This window comes from Arthrobacter sp. B2I5 (genome assembly GCF_030816735.1).
Lineage (GTDB): Bacteria > Actinomycetota > Actinomycetes > Actinomycetales > Micrococcaceae > Arthrobacter.
Genome location: NZ_JAUSYF010000001.1, coordinates 3730386 through 3747727 on the forward strand (window position 1 = coordinate 3730386; position 17342 = coordinate 3747727).

General features: G+C 67.1%; 15 protein-coding genes. 11 read left to right on the forward strand and 4 right to left on the reverse strand.

The features are described from left to right. Nucleotides 1–100 precede the first annotated feature (100 nt). Genes QFZ60_RS17250 through QFZ60_RS17265 form a run of 4 tightly spaced genes read left to right on the forward strand, consistent with a single transcriptional unit; the run spans nt 101 to nt 4990 of the window. Nucleotides 101–859, forward strand: coding sequence for a LamB/YcsF family protein (locus QFZ60_RS17250; protein ID WP_142119785.1), 759 nt, complete (start codon nt 101–103; stop codon nt 857–859). Continuing rightward, a complete protein-coding gene (locus QFZ60_RS17255) occupies nt 856–2529 on the forward strand; it encodes a 5-oxoprolinase/urea amidolyase family protein (RefSeq protein WP_307092059.1) in 1674 nt (557 codons plus the stop codon). Before QFZ60_RS17250 ends, QFZ60_RS17255 begins: the two co-directional genes overlap by 4 nt. An 11-nt stretch (nt 2530–2540) precedes the next feature. After that, nucleotides 2541–4289, forward strand: a complete 1749-nt coding sequence (locus QFZ60_RS17260) for a biotin carboxylase N-terminal domain-containing protein (protein WP_307092061.1) — start codon at nt 2541–2543, stop codon at nt 4287–4289. A 32-nt stretch (nt 4290–4321) separates the two neighbouring features. Further along, nucleotides 4322–4990: a GntR family transcriptional regulator gene (locus QFZ60_RS17265; protein WP_307092064.1), complete on the forward strand. Its 669-nt coding sequence runs from the start codon at nt 4322–4324 to the stop codon at nt 4988–4990. A gap of 73 nt (nt 4991–5063) precedes the next feature. On the opposite strand, the gene QFZ60_RS17270 is transcribed toward QFZ60_RS17265, so the two are convergent. Then, nucleotides 5064–5849 carry a putative hydro-lyase gene (locus QFZ60_RS17270; RefSeq protein ID WP_307092065.1) on the reverse strand — a complete coding sequence of 262 codons (786 nt, stop codon included), beginning with the start codon at nt 5847–5849 and terminating at the stop codon, nt 5064–5066. Continuing rightward, nucleotides 5846–7066: an NRAMP family divalent metal transporter gene (locus QFZ60_RS17275; protein ID WP_142119777.1), complete on the reverse strand. Its 1221-nt coding sequence runs from the start codon at nt 7064–7066 to the stop codon at nt 5846–5848. Before QFZ60_RS17275 ends, QFZ60_RS17270 begins: the two co-directional genes overlap by 4 nt. Nucleotides 7067–7336: 270 nt before the next feature. Between QFZ60_RS17275 and QFZ60_RS17280 the strand changes: the two genes are divergently transcribed. From QFZ60_RS17280 to QFZ60_RS17295, 4 genes are read left to right on the forward strand one after another with little or no spacing between them, the layout of a single operon-like run. Further along, nucleotides 7337–8935, forward strand: a complete 1599-nt coding sequence (locus QFZ60_RS17280; RefSeq protein WP_307092067.1) for a CdaR family transcriptional regulator — start codon at nt 7337–7339, stop codon at nt 8933–8935. Beyond that, on the forward strand, nt 8932–9891 hold the full coding sequence (locus QFZ60_RS17285) for a glutaminase (RefSeq protein WP_307092069.1): 960 nt from the start codon (nt 8932–8934) through the stop codon (nt 9889–9891). The genes QFZ60_RS17280 and QFZ60_RS17285 overlap by 4 nt, the downstream gene beginning before the upstream one ends. 46 nt (nt 9892–9937) lie before the next feature. Further along, nucleotides 9938–11455 carry an amino acid permease gene (locus tag QFZ60_RS17290; protein WP_307092072.1) on the forward strand — a complete coding sequence of 506 codons (1518 nt, stop codon included), beginning with the start codon at nt 9938–9940 and terminating at the stop codon, nt 11453–11455. A 39-nt stretch (nt 11456–11494) separates the two neighbouring features. Then, complete coding sequence (locus QFZ60_RS17295) at nt 11495–13210, forward strand: thiamine pyrophosphate-dependent enzyme (protein WP_307092074.1); 1716 nt, start codon at nt 11495–11497, stop codon at nt 13208–13210. A 98-nt stretch (nt 13211–13308) separates the two neighbouring features. On the opposite strand, the gene QFZ60_RS17300 is transcribed toward QFZ60_RS17295, so the two are convergent. Next, complete coding sequence (locus QFZ60_RS17300; RefSeq protein ID WP_307092076.1) at nt 13309–13656, reverse strand: hypothetical protein; 348 nt, start codon at nt 13654–13656, stop codon at nt 13309–13311. Between the two features lie 214 nt (nt 13657–13870). Between QFZ60_RS17300 and QFZ60_RS17305 the strand changes: the two genes are divergently transcribed. Both QFZ60_RS17305 and QFZ60_RS17310 read left to right on the forward strand, forming a co-directional pair. Next, nucleotides 13871–14080, forward strand: a complete 210-nt coding sequence (locus QFZ60_RS17305) for a hypothetical protein (RefSeq protein WP_307093365.1) — start codon at nt 13871–13873, stop codon at nt 14078–14080. Between the two features lie 203 nt (nt 14081–14283). Next, nucleotides 14284–14940 (forward strand): DUF4232 domain-containing protein, encoded by a 657-nt coding sequence (locus QFZ60_RS17310; protein ID WP_307092077.1) that lies wholly within the window; start codon nt 14284–14286, stop codon nt 14938–14940. Between the two features lie 126 nt (nt 14941–15066). Here the strand turns inward: QFZ60_RS17310 and QFZ60_RS17315 are convergent, their stop codons facing one another. Then, a complete protein-coding gene (locus QFZ60_RS17315; protein ID WP_373427691.1) occupies nt 15067–15540 on the reverse strand; it encodes a DUF4383 domain-containing protein in 474 nt (157 codons plus the stop codon). Between the two features lie 190 nt (nt 15541–15730). Here QFZ60_RS17315 and QFZ60_RS17320 point away from each other — a divergent pair, with 190 nt between their 5' ends. After that, complete coding sequence (locus QFZ60_RS17320) at nt 15731–17317, forward strand: FAD-dependent oxidoreductase (RefSeq protein WP_307092079.1); 1587 nt, start codon at nt 15731–15733, stop codon at nt 17315–17317. Nucleotides 17318–17342: the final 25 nt, after the last annotated feature.

A 17342-nucleotide genomic window follows, 5' to 3' on the forward strand; every position in this document is an offset into this window, starting at 1 on the left:
CCGGGCTTCCTTTTAGGCAAAATCGTCACCCCAAGATTGTTGAACAATCCTTGATTCTCGTGCATCCTAGAGAGACCACTTCAACGAGACGAGAATCACTATGGCCTTCATTGACCTCAACAGCGACGTCGGGGAATCCTTCGGCAACTGGACCATGGGCGATGACGCAGCAATCTTCCGCTCAGTCTCCAGCGCCAACGTCGCCTGCGGCTTCCACGCCGGGGACCCCTCCACCATCGCCCGCACCTGCCGGGATGCCGTCGCGGCCGGCGTCGTCATCGGTGCACACGTGGGCTACCGCGACCTTGCCGGGTTCGGCCGCCGGTTCCTGGACTGCTCCGCCACCGAACTGGCGGATGACGTCCTCTACCAGCTGGGCGCCCTCAGCGCACTGGCCACCTCCGCCGGCGGCCGCATCCAGTACGTCAAGCCACACGGCGCCCTCTACAACACCATCGTGACCCACGAAACGCATGCCCAGGCCGTCGTCGACGCGGTCAAGGCGTTCGGCGGCGACCTGCCGCTGCTCCTGCTCCCCGGCTCCGTGGCACTGGCCCGCGCCGAAGCCGCCGGGCTCCGCGGCGTGGCCGAAGCCTTCGCCGACCGCGCCTACAACCCCGACGGCACCCTGGTTTCCCGGCGCGAGGCCGGCGCGGTCCTCCACGACGAGGACGCCGTCGCCGCCAACATGGTCCGGCTTGCCACCGCGGGGACCATCATCGCCCGGGACGGGTCCACCATCAAGGCGGAAGCGGAGAGCATCTGCCTTCACGGTGACACCGCCGGCGCCGTGTCCATGGCCGCCGCCGTGCGGCGCGAACTGGAAGCCGCCGGCGTGGAAATCCGGAGCTTCGTGTGAGCCCCCTCCACATCCGCTGGGCCGGCCCGCGCGCCCTCCTCCTCGAACTCGACTCCCTGGACACTGTCCTGACCGTCCACGCCCGGTTGCAGGAGGCGCCCCTGCCCGGCCAGGTGGATGTCCTGGCCGCCGCACGGACCGTCCTGGCCGTCTTCGACTCCCGCGCGTCGGCACAGGCGGCCCATGCCGCCGTCGCCATGCTGGACAGGGACGCGGCGCCGGTGGGCCACATTGGTTCCGAGCCCGTCAGGATTGAGGTGGTGTACGACGGCGACGACCTCGCCGACGTGGGCAGGCTGACCGGGCTGGGCGCCGACGGCGTGATCGCAGCCCACACCGGGCAGCTGTGGACAGCGGCGTTCGGCGGGTTCGCCCCCGGTTTCGCCTACCTGGTAGGCGAGCACGACGCACTGAACGTTCCGCGGCGCAGCTCGCCAAGGACCGCCGTTCCCGCCGGATCCGTGGCCCTGGCCGGCAACTTCTCCGCCGTCTACCCGCGGCGCTCCCCTGGCGGCTGGCAGCTGATCGGCCGCACCGCAGCCCGGATGTGGGACCTGGGCCGTGAACAGCCAGCCCTCCTCCGGCCCGGCAGCACCGTCCGGTATGTCGCAGTGCGGGAAGTCGTGGAAATCACCGAACCCGCCGGACAGCAGGACACCCCCGCCGGCGCCCGGGCCTCCGGCCCCGCCCTGGAGATCATCACGCCCGGCCCGCAGTCCCTCATCCAGGACCTTGGCCGCCCCGGCTATGGCGACCTGGGTGTCTCCCCTGCAGGCGCTGCCGACGCCGCGGGCGCCCGCCAAGCGAACCGGCTGGTGGGAAACCCGCCGGGCGACGCCGTGCTCGAAACCGTCCTGGGCGGCCTGTCGGTACAGGCCCGCGGTGAACTGACGGCCGCGCTCACCGGCGCCCCCGCAGGGGCAGAAATCCGCTCCGGCGGCAGCAGCCGCCCGGCCCCGATGTACGCCCCCTTCCCACTGCACGACGGCGACAGCCTCCACCTCGGCACCCCCGACGCAGGCCTCCGCACCTACCTTGCCGTCCGCGGCGGAATCGACGTGCCTCCCGTGCTGGGCAGCCGGTCCACCGACCTGATGTCCGGGATCGGCCCGGCTCCGCTGGCCGCCGGTACCGTGCTGCCCATAGGCCCGGCAGACCAGGGCCGCGTAGTGGGCCAGCCCGAACCGCCAACCCTGCATCCGGCCCTCAGCGGGGGCGGCTCCGGCAATGCCACCGTGGTGCTTCGGGTCGCCCCCGGGCCCCGCGATGACTGGTTCACCCCGCAGTCCCTCCAGGCTTTGACCGGGCAGGATTGGACCGTCACCGCCGAATCCAACCGCATCGGCGTGCGGCTGGACACAACAGCCGGAGGGATGCCGCTGGAACGCTCGCGGACGGAGGAACTGCCCAGCGAAGGCGTGGTAGCCGGTTCACTGCAGGTACCGCCGTCGGGCCTTCCCGTCCTCTTCCTTGCCGACCACCCCGTGACCGGCGGCTACCCGGTGATCGCCGTCGTCGTTCCGGAAGACCTGCCGGTGGCGGCGCAGCTCCCGCCCGGTGCCCTCATCCGGTTCCAGGCCGTGGATCCGGGAACCATGGAGCCGCTCCGGCCCGGGGCCCTGCAGCAGCCACAACCCACCACTCCCACGCCTGCCACAAACAGCCTGTGAAAGAAGCAGCCATGAAAAAAGTCCTGATCGCCAACCGCGGTGAGATCGCCGTCCGCGTGGCCCGCGCCTGCGCCGATGCAGGCCTGGCATCCGTCGCCGTCTACGCGGATCCCGACGCCGACGCCCTGCACGTGCGCCTCAGCGACGAGGCCTACGGATTGAACGGCTCCGCCAGTTCGGAGACGTACCTGAACATCGAAAAGCTCCTTGCCGTCGCGGCCCGCGCCGGTGCCGACGCCGTCCATCCCGGCTACGGCTTCCTGTCCGAGAACGCCGACTTCGCGCAGGCAGTGCTCGACGCCGGACTCACCTGGGTGGGCCCGTCACCGGAAGCCATCCGGAGCCTGGGCAACAAGGTAACGGCGCGGGACATTGCCGTCCGGGCCGGCGCCCCGCTGGTGCCCGGCTCGGACGGGCCTGCCGCAAACGCCGACGAGGTCCGCGCGTTCGCCGCGGAGTACGGCGTTCCCGTGGCCATCAAGGCGGCCTTCGGCGGCGGCGGCCGCGGCCTGAAGATCGCCTACCGGATGGAGGACATCGACGATGCCTTCGAATCGGCGGTGCGGGAGGCGACCGTGGCCTTCGGCCGCGGCGAATGCTTCGTGGAGCGCTTCCTGGACCGGCCCCGCCACGTCGAAGCCCAGGTCATCGCGGACACGCACGGAAATGTGGTGGTGGTGGGCACCCGTGACTGCTCTCTCCAGCGGCGCAACCAGAAGCTGGTGGAGGAAGCACCCGCACCGTTCCTCACGCCGGAGCAGCGCAGCCGCATCCACGAATCCGCCCGCGCCATCTGCCGGGAAGCCGGCTACACCGGAGCAGGCACCGTGGAGTACCTGGTGGCACCTGACGGCGTCATCTCCTTCCTCGAGGTCAACACCCGCCTCCAGGTGGAGCACCCTGTTACCGAGGAAACCTCCGGCATCGATCTGGTGCGCGAACAGTTCCGCATTGCTGCCGGGCTGCCGCTCTCCATCACCGAGGATCCAGAACCCACCGGCCACGCCATCGAATTCCGGTTGAACGCCGAGGACGCCGGCCGTGGCTTCCTGCCCTCCCCCGGCCCCGTGGACGTGTTCGAAGCACCCACCGGCCCCGGCATCCGCGTGGATTCCGGGGTCCGTTCCGGCTCGGTCGTCCCTGCCGAGTACGACTCCCTGATGGCCAAGCTGATCGTCCGCGGCGAGGACCGGGCGCAGGCGCTGCGCCGTGCCCGTGCCGCCCTGGACGAACTGCGGATCGAAGGCGTGCCCACGGTGGTTCCGTTCCACCGCGCCGTGGTGCGGGACCCGGACTTCACGGCACCGGACCGGCTGGGCGTCTACACCACCTGGATCGAATCAGAGTTCTCCGGCCGGCTGGCGGCCTCGCTGAAGAGCGGCGTTGCGGGGCCTGTGGCGCGGCGCCAAACCCTTACCGTGGAAATCGACGGCAAGGCTGTCCAGCTGGGACTGCCCGCACAGGTTTATGCCGCGCTGATGCACGGAGGGGCCGGAGCTGTTTCGGCCGGCGCAGGCGACGCCCCCGGCCACGGCAGTGACGCGGCCAACGGCAAGGTGACGGCGCCCATGGGCGGCAACCTGGTCAAGTGGCTGGCCGACGACGGCGCCGAAGTTGGCGCCGACCAGCCGCTCGCCGTCGTTGAGGCGATGAAAATGGAGACCGTTGTTGCCTCTTCCGCGGCCGGCACCTTCCGCCGCGGCGAACAGGTTCCGGGGGCCGTCGTCGTCCGTGGCGAGGTGCTGGGGACGGTCAGCTAACATCGGATGTTGACGAAAGCGGGGGAACGGACATGGACACCGGGACACACGGTGCGGCGGAACACGCGCACACCACGGCATGGATCGCGTCCGTTCTGCGCGGGCGCATCGCCGCGGGCGAGCTGACCCCCGGGTCCAAGCTCTCCGAACAATCCCTGTCCACCTCGCTGGGCGTCTCCCGCAACACCCTGCGGCAGGCCTTCACCATCCTTGCCGGCGAGTCAATCGTCACCCATATTCCCAACCGGGGCGTCTTTGTCGCGTCGCCGGGCGCGGAGGAGGTGCGGGAAATCTACCGCATCCGCCGCACCATCGAACCCGCCGCCGTGCTCTGGGGCGATCTCTCGCCGCAGATCCTGGATGAGATGGAAGCCATCGTCCAGCGCGCCCAGGCGGCCCGGAATGCCGGTTCCGTCACGGATATGGCAGACGCCAACCAGGCCCTCCACCGGGCGGTGGTGGGCCTGACGGGAAGCGGCACCCTGCAGGAACTGATGGACCGCGTGCTCGCCGAGATGCGGCTTGTCTTTTATGCCATGGCCTCAGCCCCCGACTTCCACAGCCACTACGTGGAGCGCAACGTGGAGCTCGTGAAGCGGCTCCGGGCAGGCGAACGGGAGGAAGCTGCCGCCGGGCTGCGTATCTACCTCGACGCCGCCGAGGCCGAACTGCTGGGCCACCTGGCCGGCCCGGGGCACTGACCGGAGGCTGTTAAAGCCGGGAGGAGCCCGCACCGGTTGGTGCGGGCTCCTCCCGGCTTTTTTAGTCGCGGGTTCAGGGAACCAGGTAGTCGCTGTCCCTCGCGTCGGTGATCAGCATGTGGCCCGGGGCGTGGCCGATGGCCAGCGGCGGGCGTGACTGCATCACCGCAGCCTGCGGGGTGACACCGCAGGCCCAGAACACCGGAATGTGCCCCTCCGGGATAGTCACGGCATCCCCGAAGTCCGGCCGGGCCAGGTCGCTGATGCCCAGTTCGTGCGGGTTGCCCACGTGGACGGGCGCGCCGTGCACGGCCGGGTAGCGGGAGGTGATGCGGACCGCGTCGGCCACCTGCGAGGCGGGGACGGGGCGCATGGAGACCACCAGTGGACCGGACATGGTGCCGGCGGGGGCACACTGGCGGTTGGTGCGGTACATCGGCACGTTCACGCCCTGCTCGATGTGGGCTATGCCTATGCCGCCGTCCTGCAGGGCTGCCTCGAAGGTGAAGGAACAGCCGATCAGGAACGTCACCAGGTCATCACGCCAGTAGTCTGTGATGTTGGTGGGTTCATCCACTTTCTCCCCGTCGCGGTACACCGTGTACTTCGCCACGTCCGTGCGGATGTCCCCGCCTGCCAGCAGCGGGCCGCTGGTCTCGCCGGGCTCGAGGACGCCCAGGATGGGGCACGGCTTGGGATTGCGCTGGGCGAACAGCAGGAAATCGAAGGCGTGGTCCCGCGGAATGGCAAGCACGTTCGCCTGCGCGTACCCGCGGGACCAGCCCGACGTCGGTTCCACCAGGCCGCCTCGGAACGTTTCGCGTGCTGCGGCGGGGAGGATGCTGGGGCGGTCCATCATGCCCACAGCTTTGCAAGTCCCATGAGCGAGGTCCAGCCGAGGAACACGGTGAGGAGCCATGCGGCGGTACCGACCAGGAGCAGCCACTTGGGGTAGGCGTAGCCGTGCATCAGGTCGCGGCGGCGCCAGGCCACCCAGAGCAGGACCGCAAAGCCTACCGGCAGGATCAGTCCGTTGAAGGCGCCGGCGAAGATCAGCAGCTGCTGGGGCGCCTGGCCGAGGAAGAAGTACACGATGGCGCAGCCGGCAATGAATGCGACGGTGATGAGGTTCCGCTTGCGCTCCGGCGTGCGGGAGGAGGTGATGAAGGAGACGGAGGTGAAGGCTGCGCCGATCACCGAGGTGATGGCGGCTGCCCACAGGACCACACCGAACATCCGGAGGCCGATTTCACCGGCGGCCGCGCCGAAGGCTTCGGCCGCCATGTTGCTGCTGGTCAGGACGGTCCCGCCGGCCACGACGCCGAGGATGGCCAGGAAGAGCAGCACGCGCATCAGGCCGGTGGTCAGGATGCCCAGGACGGAGCTGCGGGTGATCTCCTTGACGTGCCGGATGCCGGTGGCGCCGGAGTCGAGCATGCGGTGGGCACCGGCGTAGGTGATGTAGCCGCCCACGGTGCCGCCCACCAGGGTGGTAATGATGAGGAAGTCCACCTTTTCGGGAAGGAACGTGTTCTTCAGCGCCTCTCCCAGGGGCGGGGCGGCGACGATGGCCACGTAGATCATCAGCAGGATCATGACGGCGCCCAGCAGCACCACGATCCGGTCCAGTGCCATGCCGGCTTTCTTGCTGAGGAAGACCAGGATGGCGACGACGGCCGAGACAATACCGCCCACTTTCGGATCCACACCCATCATGGCGTTGGCTCCGAGGCCAGTGCCGGCAATGTTGCCGATATTGAAGACCACCCCGCCAAGGAACACCAGGCCGGAGAGAAGCCAGCCGATGCCGGGAAGGACCTTGTTGCCAAGTTCCTGGGCCCGGAGCCCGGTGACGCCGATGACGCGCCAGACATTCATTTGCACGGCCACATCGATCAGGATCGAGGCCAGGATCGCGAACGCGAACGCGGCCCCGATCTGGGCGGTGAACACCGTGGTCTGGGTGATGAAGCCCGGTCCGATGGCACTGGTGGCCATGAGGAACATGGCGCCAAGGAGCGCTGTGCGGCGGGCGGAAGTGCTTAGGTTCAGTTTGATGCCAGGTTCTGCTGCCATGGTTCCATCCATTGCCTTGGGTGACCGTAGTCACAATTATCGTCCCCAGCGACGATACAGGTTGTTGAACAATCTTGGCAAGGTATTGTTGAACAACTTTTTCTGGCCGGGCCCCGGCAGCGCCTTATAGGGTCCCGTCGTTCCATGGACCGGAAACCAAAAACATGTCGGCAGGCTTGGAATGAATTCCATAATCGTGCGCCTTGAGGCTGGATAGCATGATGTGACCGGACAGAGCCGTCCGCTGGGATCAACACAAAAGGAAAAGCCATGGCCGCGGTTACGGTGGATGACATCCTCTCGGATCTTCCCCTGGGCTTCGCCAGCCTGATCCTCCGGCCTGCCCCGTCGACGCCGGCCATCGAGCGGTTCCTGATTGTGGACGCGGACGACGAAGCGATCGAGCCCGCCAAAGCCTTTGTCCTGCTCATCGGGGTCCGTGGACGTTCTGCGCTGCCTGCCCTCCGGCGCCTCCTGAAGGACCCGCCCCCGGTGGTCGCCGTGAAGGGCCGGCCTGAAGACCTCGCAGAAGCGGAGGAACTCCTCCGCGCAGCCGGGTCCGGGCTGCTGCTGGTGGACCCGGCGGCAGACTGGGACCGCCTGCTGTCCATTGCCAAGGACCGGATCCAGCCGCGCAGCTACCAGAGCGAAGTGTTGACGTTGCTCGAGGAAGACCTCTTCGCGATCGCCCAGACGACGGCCCGGCTCACGTCCAGCCACGTGCTCATCGAGGATGCGGCCAACAAGGTCCTGGCCTATTCCACCGTCACCAACGACATTGATGAACTCCGGAAGGCGTCCATCCTGGCCCGCCGCGGCCCCCGCAAGTATGAACTGCTGCTCAAGGACCTCGGCGCCTACCGGGAACTCCACCGCACCCGCCAGCCGGTCCGCGTGCCCGCCAGGCCCCAGGACGGGCTGCGGGAACGCGTTGCCATCGCGCTCTTCGCGGGCGAGCGGATCATGGGCTACATCTGGCTCCAGGAGACCGGCGGCGGCTTTGGGCCGGATGTTGAATACGTCCTTACGGGATCCGCGGCCCGCGTTTCCGCCGAATTGATCCGCTACCGGAACCAGCAGTCCGTCCATATGCGGGAGGACCGGGTTGTGCGGATCCTGTCGGGACCCGCGGAGGCAGCCGCCAGCGCGCACAGCGGAAAGATCCCTTCGGAAAGGCCGGCCGCGCTCATCCTCATCGGCATGTCCGATGCCGACTCGCGTGCCGATGACGCAGCGCTCAAGCACGGGGAACTTGCCAACCTCGCCTCCATCCACGCCGCCGCGTACAAGCCCACCGCCGTCGTGGGCCAGTTCAACGGTGACACCGCCATCATCGTGCCCGACCTGCAGTCAGGCACCTCGGAATCGGGGCTGCGGTCCCTGGCCGAAGCGATCGTCCGGGATGCCGGCAAACACCTCGGCATCAGTCCGTTCGCGGCGGTCGGCCCCCTGGCGCCGGACCTGTTGTCCCTCCACACGGTGACCCGGGTTACGGAGGCGCTGTTGGCCTGCGTGGGCACCGCGGAATCCGGCACGGTTGCCTCGGTAGGAGATTTCGAAGCCGAGATCCTCTACCGCGAGGCGGTACGGAACTTCCACTCTTCACCCTTCCGCCACCGCAGCCTGGCAACACTCCTGCAGGAAGACGCCGAACTCGCCGAGACCCTCCGCGCGTATTTCGACGTGTCCTTCGACGTCGCCGAATGCGCCAAGCGGTTGAATCTGCACAAGAACACCGTGTACTACCGGGTAGCCAAAGCCTCCCGCGTGACCGGCCTCAACTTCAGCAGTCCCAGGGACTCCCTGGTGGCACTGCTCCACCTTCAGGAGTGGGCCTCCACCTCCTACGACACTTCAGGCAGGAAATGACCACCACGCTCGGCGCACCACCCCTGGACGTCCTCCTCGAGGACATCGTCCGGCATCACCGGCCGCGGAAGGAGACGGGTGCAGTACCCCGCAATATCCCCTTCCTGGCCAAGGTTCCCTTCAACCGGTTTGGAATCGCCGTCGCCACCACCTCGGGTGACGTCTTTTGCTCAGGCGACGCTGACGTCCCGTTTTCCATCCAAAGCATCTCCAAGGTATTCACCCTTGCCATGGCGCTGCAGGGCGGCGGATCAGCCCGCCTGTGGCCACGGGTGCTGCGCGAACCGTCCGGAACCGCCTTCAACTCCCTGGTCCAGCTCGAGGCTGAACACGGCATCCCCCGCAACCCCTTCATCAATGCCGGCGCACTGGTGGTCACCGACCACCTGATGGAAGGGACGCCCGACGCCGCCGCGCACCTCCTGCGGTTCCTCACCGAACAGGCGGGCCGGCAGGGACAAACAGGCAAGCAGGGACAGCCCGGACCGTTCATTGACGAGGCAGCGGCCGCCGGTGAACTGGCCGGCAGCAGCCGCAACCTGGCCCTGGCCCACTTCCTGAAGGACTTCGGAAACCTCTCCCGGCCCGCGGAATCAGTGGTGGAAAACTATGTCCGCCAGTGTTCCATCATGATGACCTGCACCGAGTTGGCCAAGGCCGGCCTGTTCCTTGCCAATGACGGCCAGGGGACCTCCGGCAGGGTGTTGTCGCCGAGCGAGGCCAAGAGGATCGGCTCCATCATGCTGACCTGCGGTATGTATGACGCCGCCGGCGAATTCGCCTACCGCGTGGGCCTGCCCGGCAAGAGCGGGGTGGGCGGCGGGATCCTGGTCATCGTGCCGGGCCAGTGCGCCATCTGTGTTTGGAGCCCCCGCCTGGATGCGAAGGGCAATTCCCTCGCCGGCACGGCAGCCCTTGCCGATCTCTCGGACCGCACCGGCTGGTCCGTCTTCTAGATTTTCCCACCCCATCAGATCTCCCCCGGATCGAAAGGAAATACCCATGCCCAACAACCCCAATGACGAGGTTGGTTTCGACCACATTATTGATGGTGGTCACGCGCATGCGTCCGAGACCTCCCTGCACGCGGAGGACAAGGGTTACCACAAGAACCTCAAGCCCCGGCAGATCCAGATGATCGCGATCGGCGGCGCGATCGGCACCGGCCTGTTCCTGGGCGCCGGCGGCCGGCTCAACGCGGCCGGCCCGTCCCTGGTCATCGCCTACGCGGTCTGCGGGTTCTTCGCGTTCCTGATCCTGCGCGCCCTGGGCGAACTGGTCCTGCACCGGCCCTCCTCCGGCTCGTTCGTCTCCTACGCCCGGGAATTCTTCGGCGAAAAAGCCGCATTCGTCTCCGGCTGGTTCTACTGGATCAACTGGGCCACCACCACCATCGTGGACATCACCGCCGCCGCCCTCTACATGCACTTCTTCGGCAACTACATCCCCTGGATGGCCGACGTCCCGCAGTGGGCCTGGGCACTGACCGCCCTCATCGTCGTCCTCGCCCTGAACCTGGTCTCCGTCAAGGTCTTCGGCGAAATGGAATTCTGGTTCGCCCTGATCAAGGTCGCCGCCCTCGTCGCATTCCTGATCATCGGCACCTACTTCGTCATCTTCGGCACCCCCGTGGACGGCCAACAGGTCGGCATCAGCCTCCTGAACGACAACGGCGGGATCTTCCCCAACGGCCTGCTGCCCATGATCATCCTCATGCAGGGCGTCCTGTTCGCCTACGCCTCCATCGAACTCGTCGGCACCGCCGCCGGCGAAACCGAAAACCCCGAAAAAATCATGCCCAAAGCCATCAACTCCGTGGTCTTCCGCATCGCCGTGTTCTACGTCGGCTCCGTCATCCTCCTGGCCCTGCTGCTGCCCTTCACCTCCTACCAAAAAGGCGTCAGCCCCTTCGTGACCTTCTTCGGCTCCATCGGCGTCCAGGGCGTAGACGTCATCATGAACCTCGTGGTCCTCACCGCCGCCCTGTCCTCCCTCAACGCCGGGCTCTACTCCACCGGCCGGATCCTGCGCTCCATGTCCGTCAACGGCTCCGCCCCCAAATTCGCCTCCCGCATGAACAAAGCAGGCGTCCCCTACGGCGGCATCGCCATCACCGCCGTCGTCTCCCTCCTCGGCGTCCCCCTGAACTACCTCGTCCCCGCCGAAGCCTTCGAAATCGTCCTGAACATCGCCTCCGTCGGCATCATCATGACCTGGGCCACCATCGTCCTCTGCCAAATCCAACTCAAACGCTGGGCCGACAAAGGCTGGCTCACCCGCCCCTCCTTCCGCATGTTCGGCGCCCCCTACACCGGCTACCTCTCCCTCCTCTTCCTCATCAGCGTCCTCATCATGGTCTTCATCGACTCACCCCTGACCATGCTCGTCACCGCCATCGCCTCCATCCTCATGGTCATCGGCTGGTACGCCTGCCGCCAACGCATCCGCGACATCGCCGAAACCCGCGACGGCTACACCGGGAAGTCCCCCGTCATCGCCAACCGCACGCCCATTTCCTGACCCCGGCGCTTCCGCCACCCTCCGAGCTAAAGAAAGAACATGACACCAGAGCCGCAGTCCACCCTGACCCCCTCCCCTACCCGGCCCGCCGCCGTCGTCCATCACCAGGACGCCGCGGTGCCCGCCCTGAAATCCGCGGGGCACGTGATCGTTGATTCGCTGGTGGCGCACGGCGTGGAACGCACCTACGTGGTTCCCGGCGAGAGCTTCCTGGACGTGCTGGACGGCCTGCACAACTCGACGATCGAAACCATCGTCTGCCGCCACGAAGGCGGCGCCGCCTACATGGCGGAAGCCGACGGGAAGCTGAACCAGCGTCCCGGGGTGGCGATGGTGACCCGGGGGCCCGGTGCCGCCAATGCCCACGTGGGACTGCACACCGCCTGGCAGGATTCCACCCCCATGCTGCTGTTCGTGGGGCTGATCCCGTTCGCCCACCGGGACCGCGAGGCCTTCCAGGAATTCGACATCAAGTCCTGGTTCGACACCGGTGCCAAGCGGGTGATGGTCCTGGACCACCCGGAGAGGGCATCCGAGATCGTGGCGGAAGCGATGTTCGCGGCCATGAGCGGGCGGCCCGGGCCCGTGGTGGTGGGCCTGCCTGAGGACATCATCCGGCAGCAGGTCAGCCCCGCCCTGCACCCTGCCATTCCCGTTGCCGGGGGCGGCATGGCCAGCACGGATGCGGCGGCACTGGAAGCGGCGCTGGCTGAATCGAGCAAGCCACTTTTCGTCACGGGCGGCAATGACTGGACCCAGGAGGCCGCGGACCAGCTCACCGGGTGGCTGGAACGGCACCACATCCCGGCCGCGGCGGAATGGCGGACGCAGGGTACGGTGCCCTTCGATTCGCCCTCCTATGTGGGCCCCATCGGCTACGGCCGTCCCCGCCCCACCTACGACCTGCTGGAGGAGACCGACCTCCTGGTCTTCGTGGGGACGGTGCCCGGGGATGTCATCACGGACGGTTTCGTCTGCAGGCAGGACTGGAACAAGGAGAATTTCCTGGTCACCGTGGACCCGTCGCTCCGCGGAAGGTCAGGTCCGGTGTCGCGGCAGATCCTGGCCAAGCCGGAGGCTTTCGTGCGCGGCCTGGCGGACATCAGCCTGCCCGTGAAGGACGAGTGGAAGGCCTGGACGGGCCGGATGCGTGCCGAGCAGGAGCGATTTGCCGCGCTTCCTTCGGCTGCGCCGGCGGCAGGACAGGCACGGATGGACACGCTGATGGCCAACCTCGTCCCCCGGCTGCCGGAGGATGCAATGGTGACTTTTGGCGCAGGTGAGCACACCAACTGGGCGCACCGGTATTTCCCCACCCGCCGCTACGCGTCGATGATCAGCGCGCGGAACGGTTCCATGGGGTACTCCGTCCCCTCGGCCATCGCCGCGTCCCTGGCCGAACCGCGACGGCGCGTGGTGACCATTGCAGGGGACGGCGAGTTCCTCATGAACGGGCAGGAGCTGGCAACGGCTGCCCAGTACGGCGCCACCCCGCTGGTGGTGGTCATGGACAACCAGGAGTACGGCACCATCCGCACCCACCAGGAGCGGCACTACCCGCAGCGCGTGTCGGGCACCCAGCTGAAGAACCCCGATTTTGCGCTGATGGCCAGGGCTTTTGGCGGGTTCGGAGTCACGGTAACGGAGGACCGGGAAGTCCCGGCCGCACTGGATGCCGCCCTGGCAGCGATCGACCGGGACGGCGTGTTCGCCCTCATCCACCTCGTGGTGGAGCAGCGGGTCAAGGCGTACTAGGACGAACGCCTGCCGGGCCGCGCGGCCCGGCACCTACGTGACATGGACGACGGCGGGACCTCCCGCCGTCGTCCATGTCCTTAGGATGCGGGCCGGGGTTAGAGCCGGTCCGTCAGGTCCTCGCCGCCCTTGTGGCCGGAGCCGCGGAGGTTCTCCTGGACCTTCCCAAACAGGTCCTTGATGGTCGATTCCGCGTTGGAAATGACGTCCACCGGCACGTAGACCTCGTGGGTTACGGGAAGGTCGTATTCGTCCTTCAGGTGCGTGCCGTTTCCCACCCCTGTCAGGGACAGGTAGACCATGGCCTCTGTCCGCGCGATGCCGGCGAGTTTGCCGAAGACGACGGTGAACTCGTTCGGCTGGAAGCTGATTGTCTGGCCGATGTGGCTGCGGCCCAGGTCACCGGCGGGAACCGCCTTTTCCGACTGGCTTCCGGTGTAGTCCATGAACTTCTCCTTCGATCGCCAACACGTACGCAGGCAGTCTAGACCCTGCCATTCCACGCCGGCACAGGGACCCTGCTGGAGGGCTGCACAAAGCAGTTCCGGCATGGGTGGCCATTCCTCCATTGAGCAGGACACTCGCTGGGCTGTTTGATGGCATCACCGGGCGGCAATGGCTGCCCGTCCCATTCTCCCCAAAGGAAGAACCGTGACTTCAATGACGAGCCGCGTAAAAAGCCCCGTCCGCTGGGACAACGTCGACATCGGCGACGCTGTGGAACTCCGATGGAATGGACGCGCCGCGTTCAGCGGCCTTGTGGATGCCCGGACCGACGACGGCGAGGTGGTGTGGGTGGCTGCTCCCGCGGGAGGGCGCCGGTTGTTCCATATCGCCGACGGCTTTGACCTGGCAGGGGTGCCGGCGTGACGGACTGCCCCGACGATTGCCCCTACTGCAGCGGACCTGAGACCGACTGAGGGTCCGGGGGGGACAGTCCGGCCGGCGAAACGGCCGCGCAGGTCCCATTGCGGGCATGTCTGATGCCGGGATCATCACGATCCGGGCATCAAATTGCGTCTACTGCCGGTGGCATCGTTGACGCGGGCAACGGGTACCGCGAAGGTGGTGCCATGAGGTCTCAGAAAATTTCCCAGGGGTTTGCCATGACGACGGCGGCCGCAGCGGCAGCGCTGCTTCTCACCGCGTGCGGTCCAAGCCAGCCGCAGTCCCAAACGACCACGCCGCCCGCTACCGGACAGGCCAGCCAGTCCCCCTCGCCGTCAGCGTCAACGCCGCCTCCGGCCTCTTCGGCGCCGGCCACGTCGATGCCTGCTTCCCCCGCTCCCGGCACCACCCCTGCCGGCACCCCCGCCCTGTGCAAGGCGGCAGGACTCACCGCTGCCACCGACGCCTCCGGCGGCGGCGCTGCCGGCAGTGTCTACATGAAGCTCAACCTCACCAACAAAGGCTCCGAGCCCTGCATCCTCAGGGGTTACCCGGGCGTCTCCCTGGTGGCAGACGCCGCCGGCGCCCCCATTGGTGCACCGGCAACGCGGGATGAATCCGCCGGTGTCGTCGACGTCCTGCTGGCCCCGGGCCAGACCGGCACGGCGGTGCTGCGTTACACCCAGGCAGGCAACTACATGGACTGCTCCCCTGTGGATGCGGCCGGATACCGGATCTATCCGCCCGAGGAGACCGAGTCACTGTTCATCCCGCAGCCCACCCGGGCCTGCAGCAACGCAAACATCACCCTGCTCAGCATCGGCGCATTCCAGCCGGCCTGACCCAACAAAGACAACCTTGGACGGCCAAAGGCGGCCCGGCAATCAAGCCGGGCCGCCTTCAGACTTCCGGACCGCCGTCGAACATTCCCGCCGGCTGCCCCTCGACGCTGTTACCGCCTTTGGTTGTTACCTGGTGGCCGTGGTGGTGCGGCCGGCGCCTGCCGTGCCGCGGGACAGGGCCACGCCCAGGCCGATCATGGCAACACCGAGGACGAAGTGCAGCCAGTTGTCCGCCGTGTTGACCGGTACGAAGTTGGCAGCACTGTCCTGGCCGATGAGCAGGCCGTAGAGCCACAGCACCAGGTAGATGGCGCCGCCCACCACCAGGTAGTTCTTTGAGCCGGGCACGCTGCGGGCCATAGCAATGCCTGCGGCGCCGAACAGCAGGTGGACGATGTTGTGCAGGATCGATACCTGGAAGAGGCCCAGCAGCATCGCCCCGGATCCGTGCCCCGCGAACCCCAGGGAGTCATAGTTGGAAGTGATGACGGGGATGAACCCCAGAACCCCTACCAGGAGGAAGACCACACCTACGGCAAGGGTGGCTTTTTGGATGTTGGTCCGGCCTACAGTGCGACCGCCGGAATTCATGGTTGTCATGATTTCTCCTGCTTGTGTCGTTGACGTTTCTAACTGCCGGGCGAAGCGTGACCGATAGTGCCTGACCATATACTTAATCCCCGACATCGTAAGTATACTTAGCAAATCCGCAGCGGATAGTAGGGGCCGATAACAGACCCATCACAAACTGGCCTGCGAGGGCCGTGGACCGTAGGCAGGTTGGACTGGCATGACGTCGATTTGGCTGGACCGCAGGGAACCCTTCAGTTCTGATCCGTTCGAACCGGACACCAGGTATGACACAGTGGTGGCGGGCGCCGGCCTCACGGGCCTGGTCACCGCGCTGCTGCTGGCCCGGTCCGGACAAAGCGTCCTGGTCCTGGAAGCCCGCTTCCCCGGGGCGGTGACCACCGGCAACACCACCGCCAAGGTGACCTTGCTGCAAGGAACGTTCCTGTCCCAGCTCGCACGCCAGTATTCGCAGAAGCAGGTGCAGGCGTACGTGGACGGGAACCGGGAAGGCCAGGCGTGGCTGCTGCGCTACCTGGAGGAACACAACGTGCCCTTCCAGCGCCGCGACGCCTACACCTATGCCTCGTCTGCACAAGGCACCGAAAAGCTGCGCGAAGAGGTGAGCGCCGCCAGTACCGCCGGGCTGGACGTGGATTACGTGCGCGACGCCGGCCTGCCGTTCCCTGTCCACGGGGCGGTGCGGCTGAGGGACCAGGCCCAGATCAACCCCATGGAGGTCATCGACGCACTGGTGGCTGACATCCGTAGCCGTGGCGGCCATATCGTCAGCGGCGTGCGCCTCCGGGACGTGACCGGCGATGCACCCTCCGCGGTCAAGACCGACCATGGCAGTGTCAGGGCGGACAAGGCGGTCCTTGCCACGGGCATCCCCGTCCTGGACCGCGGCCTGTATTTCGCCAAGCTGAAGCCCAGCCGTTCCTATGCGGCGGCCCTTGAGCTGCAGGAGGACCAGGCGCCTCCGCCGGGCATGTACATCTCGGTTGAGCAGCCCACCCACTCCCTTCGCGACTACGGGGTGGACGGCAGGAATTTGCTGCTCGTGGGCGGGCATGGGCATCAGGTGGGCCGGACGGATTCGGAAAAGGCGCACCTTTCCGGCCTGCTCGAGTGGGCGGGCGGGCATTACCCCGGTGCAGTCGCCACGCACACGTGGTCCGCGCAGGATTACCTTCCCACCAACCTCATGCCCTTCTTCGGCAAACTCCCGCGTGGCAAGGGCCAGATCTATTTCGGCACCGGCTACAACAAGTGGGGAATGACCAATGCCGTCGCCGCTGCGCTGGGGATATCCGCGGACATCCTGGGCGGCCAGGTGCCCTGGGCGGACACCATTCACCACCGCATCACCTCACCGTCAGGCGCGTTGTCCGCCGTGGCGCTCAATGCCGGCGTGGCTGCACGACTGGCTTCCGACTGGGGGAAGGTGACCACCGAGGGCCGGAAGTTTGATGGCCTGAAACGGGGCGCGGGCGGATCCGCCGCGCCTGCTTCCGAGGGTGCCGTACCAACACCGCCTGTTCCTGCGGGCTCCGCAGCTGCCGCCGTCCCGGCCGAAGGCCAGGGCAAGGTCTACCGCGAGGGCAACCGGCCCGTGGCTGTATCCACTGTGGCCGGAACCACCTGCCGGCTCTCGGCAGTCTGCACCCACATGGGCGGCATCCTGCACTGGAATGACAACGAACAGTCGTGGGACTGCCCCCTGCATGGTTCGCGCTTCACCAACCAGGGCAAGCTGCTCGAGGGCCCCGCCACCAGGGACCTGCCGGAAGCTCCGCCTGCGTGAACAGGCCATCCGGGAGTTCACTGTC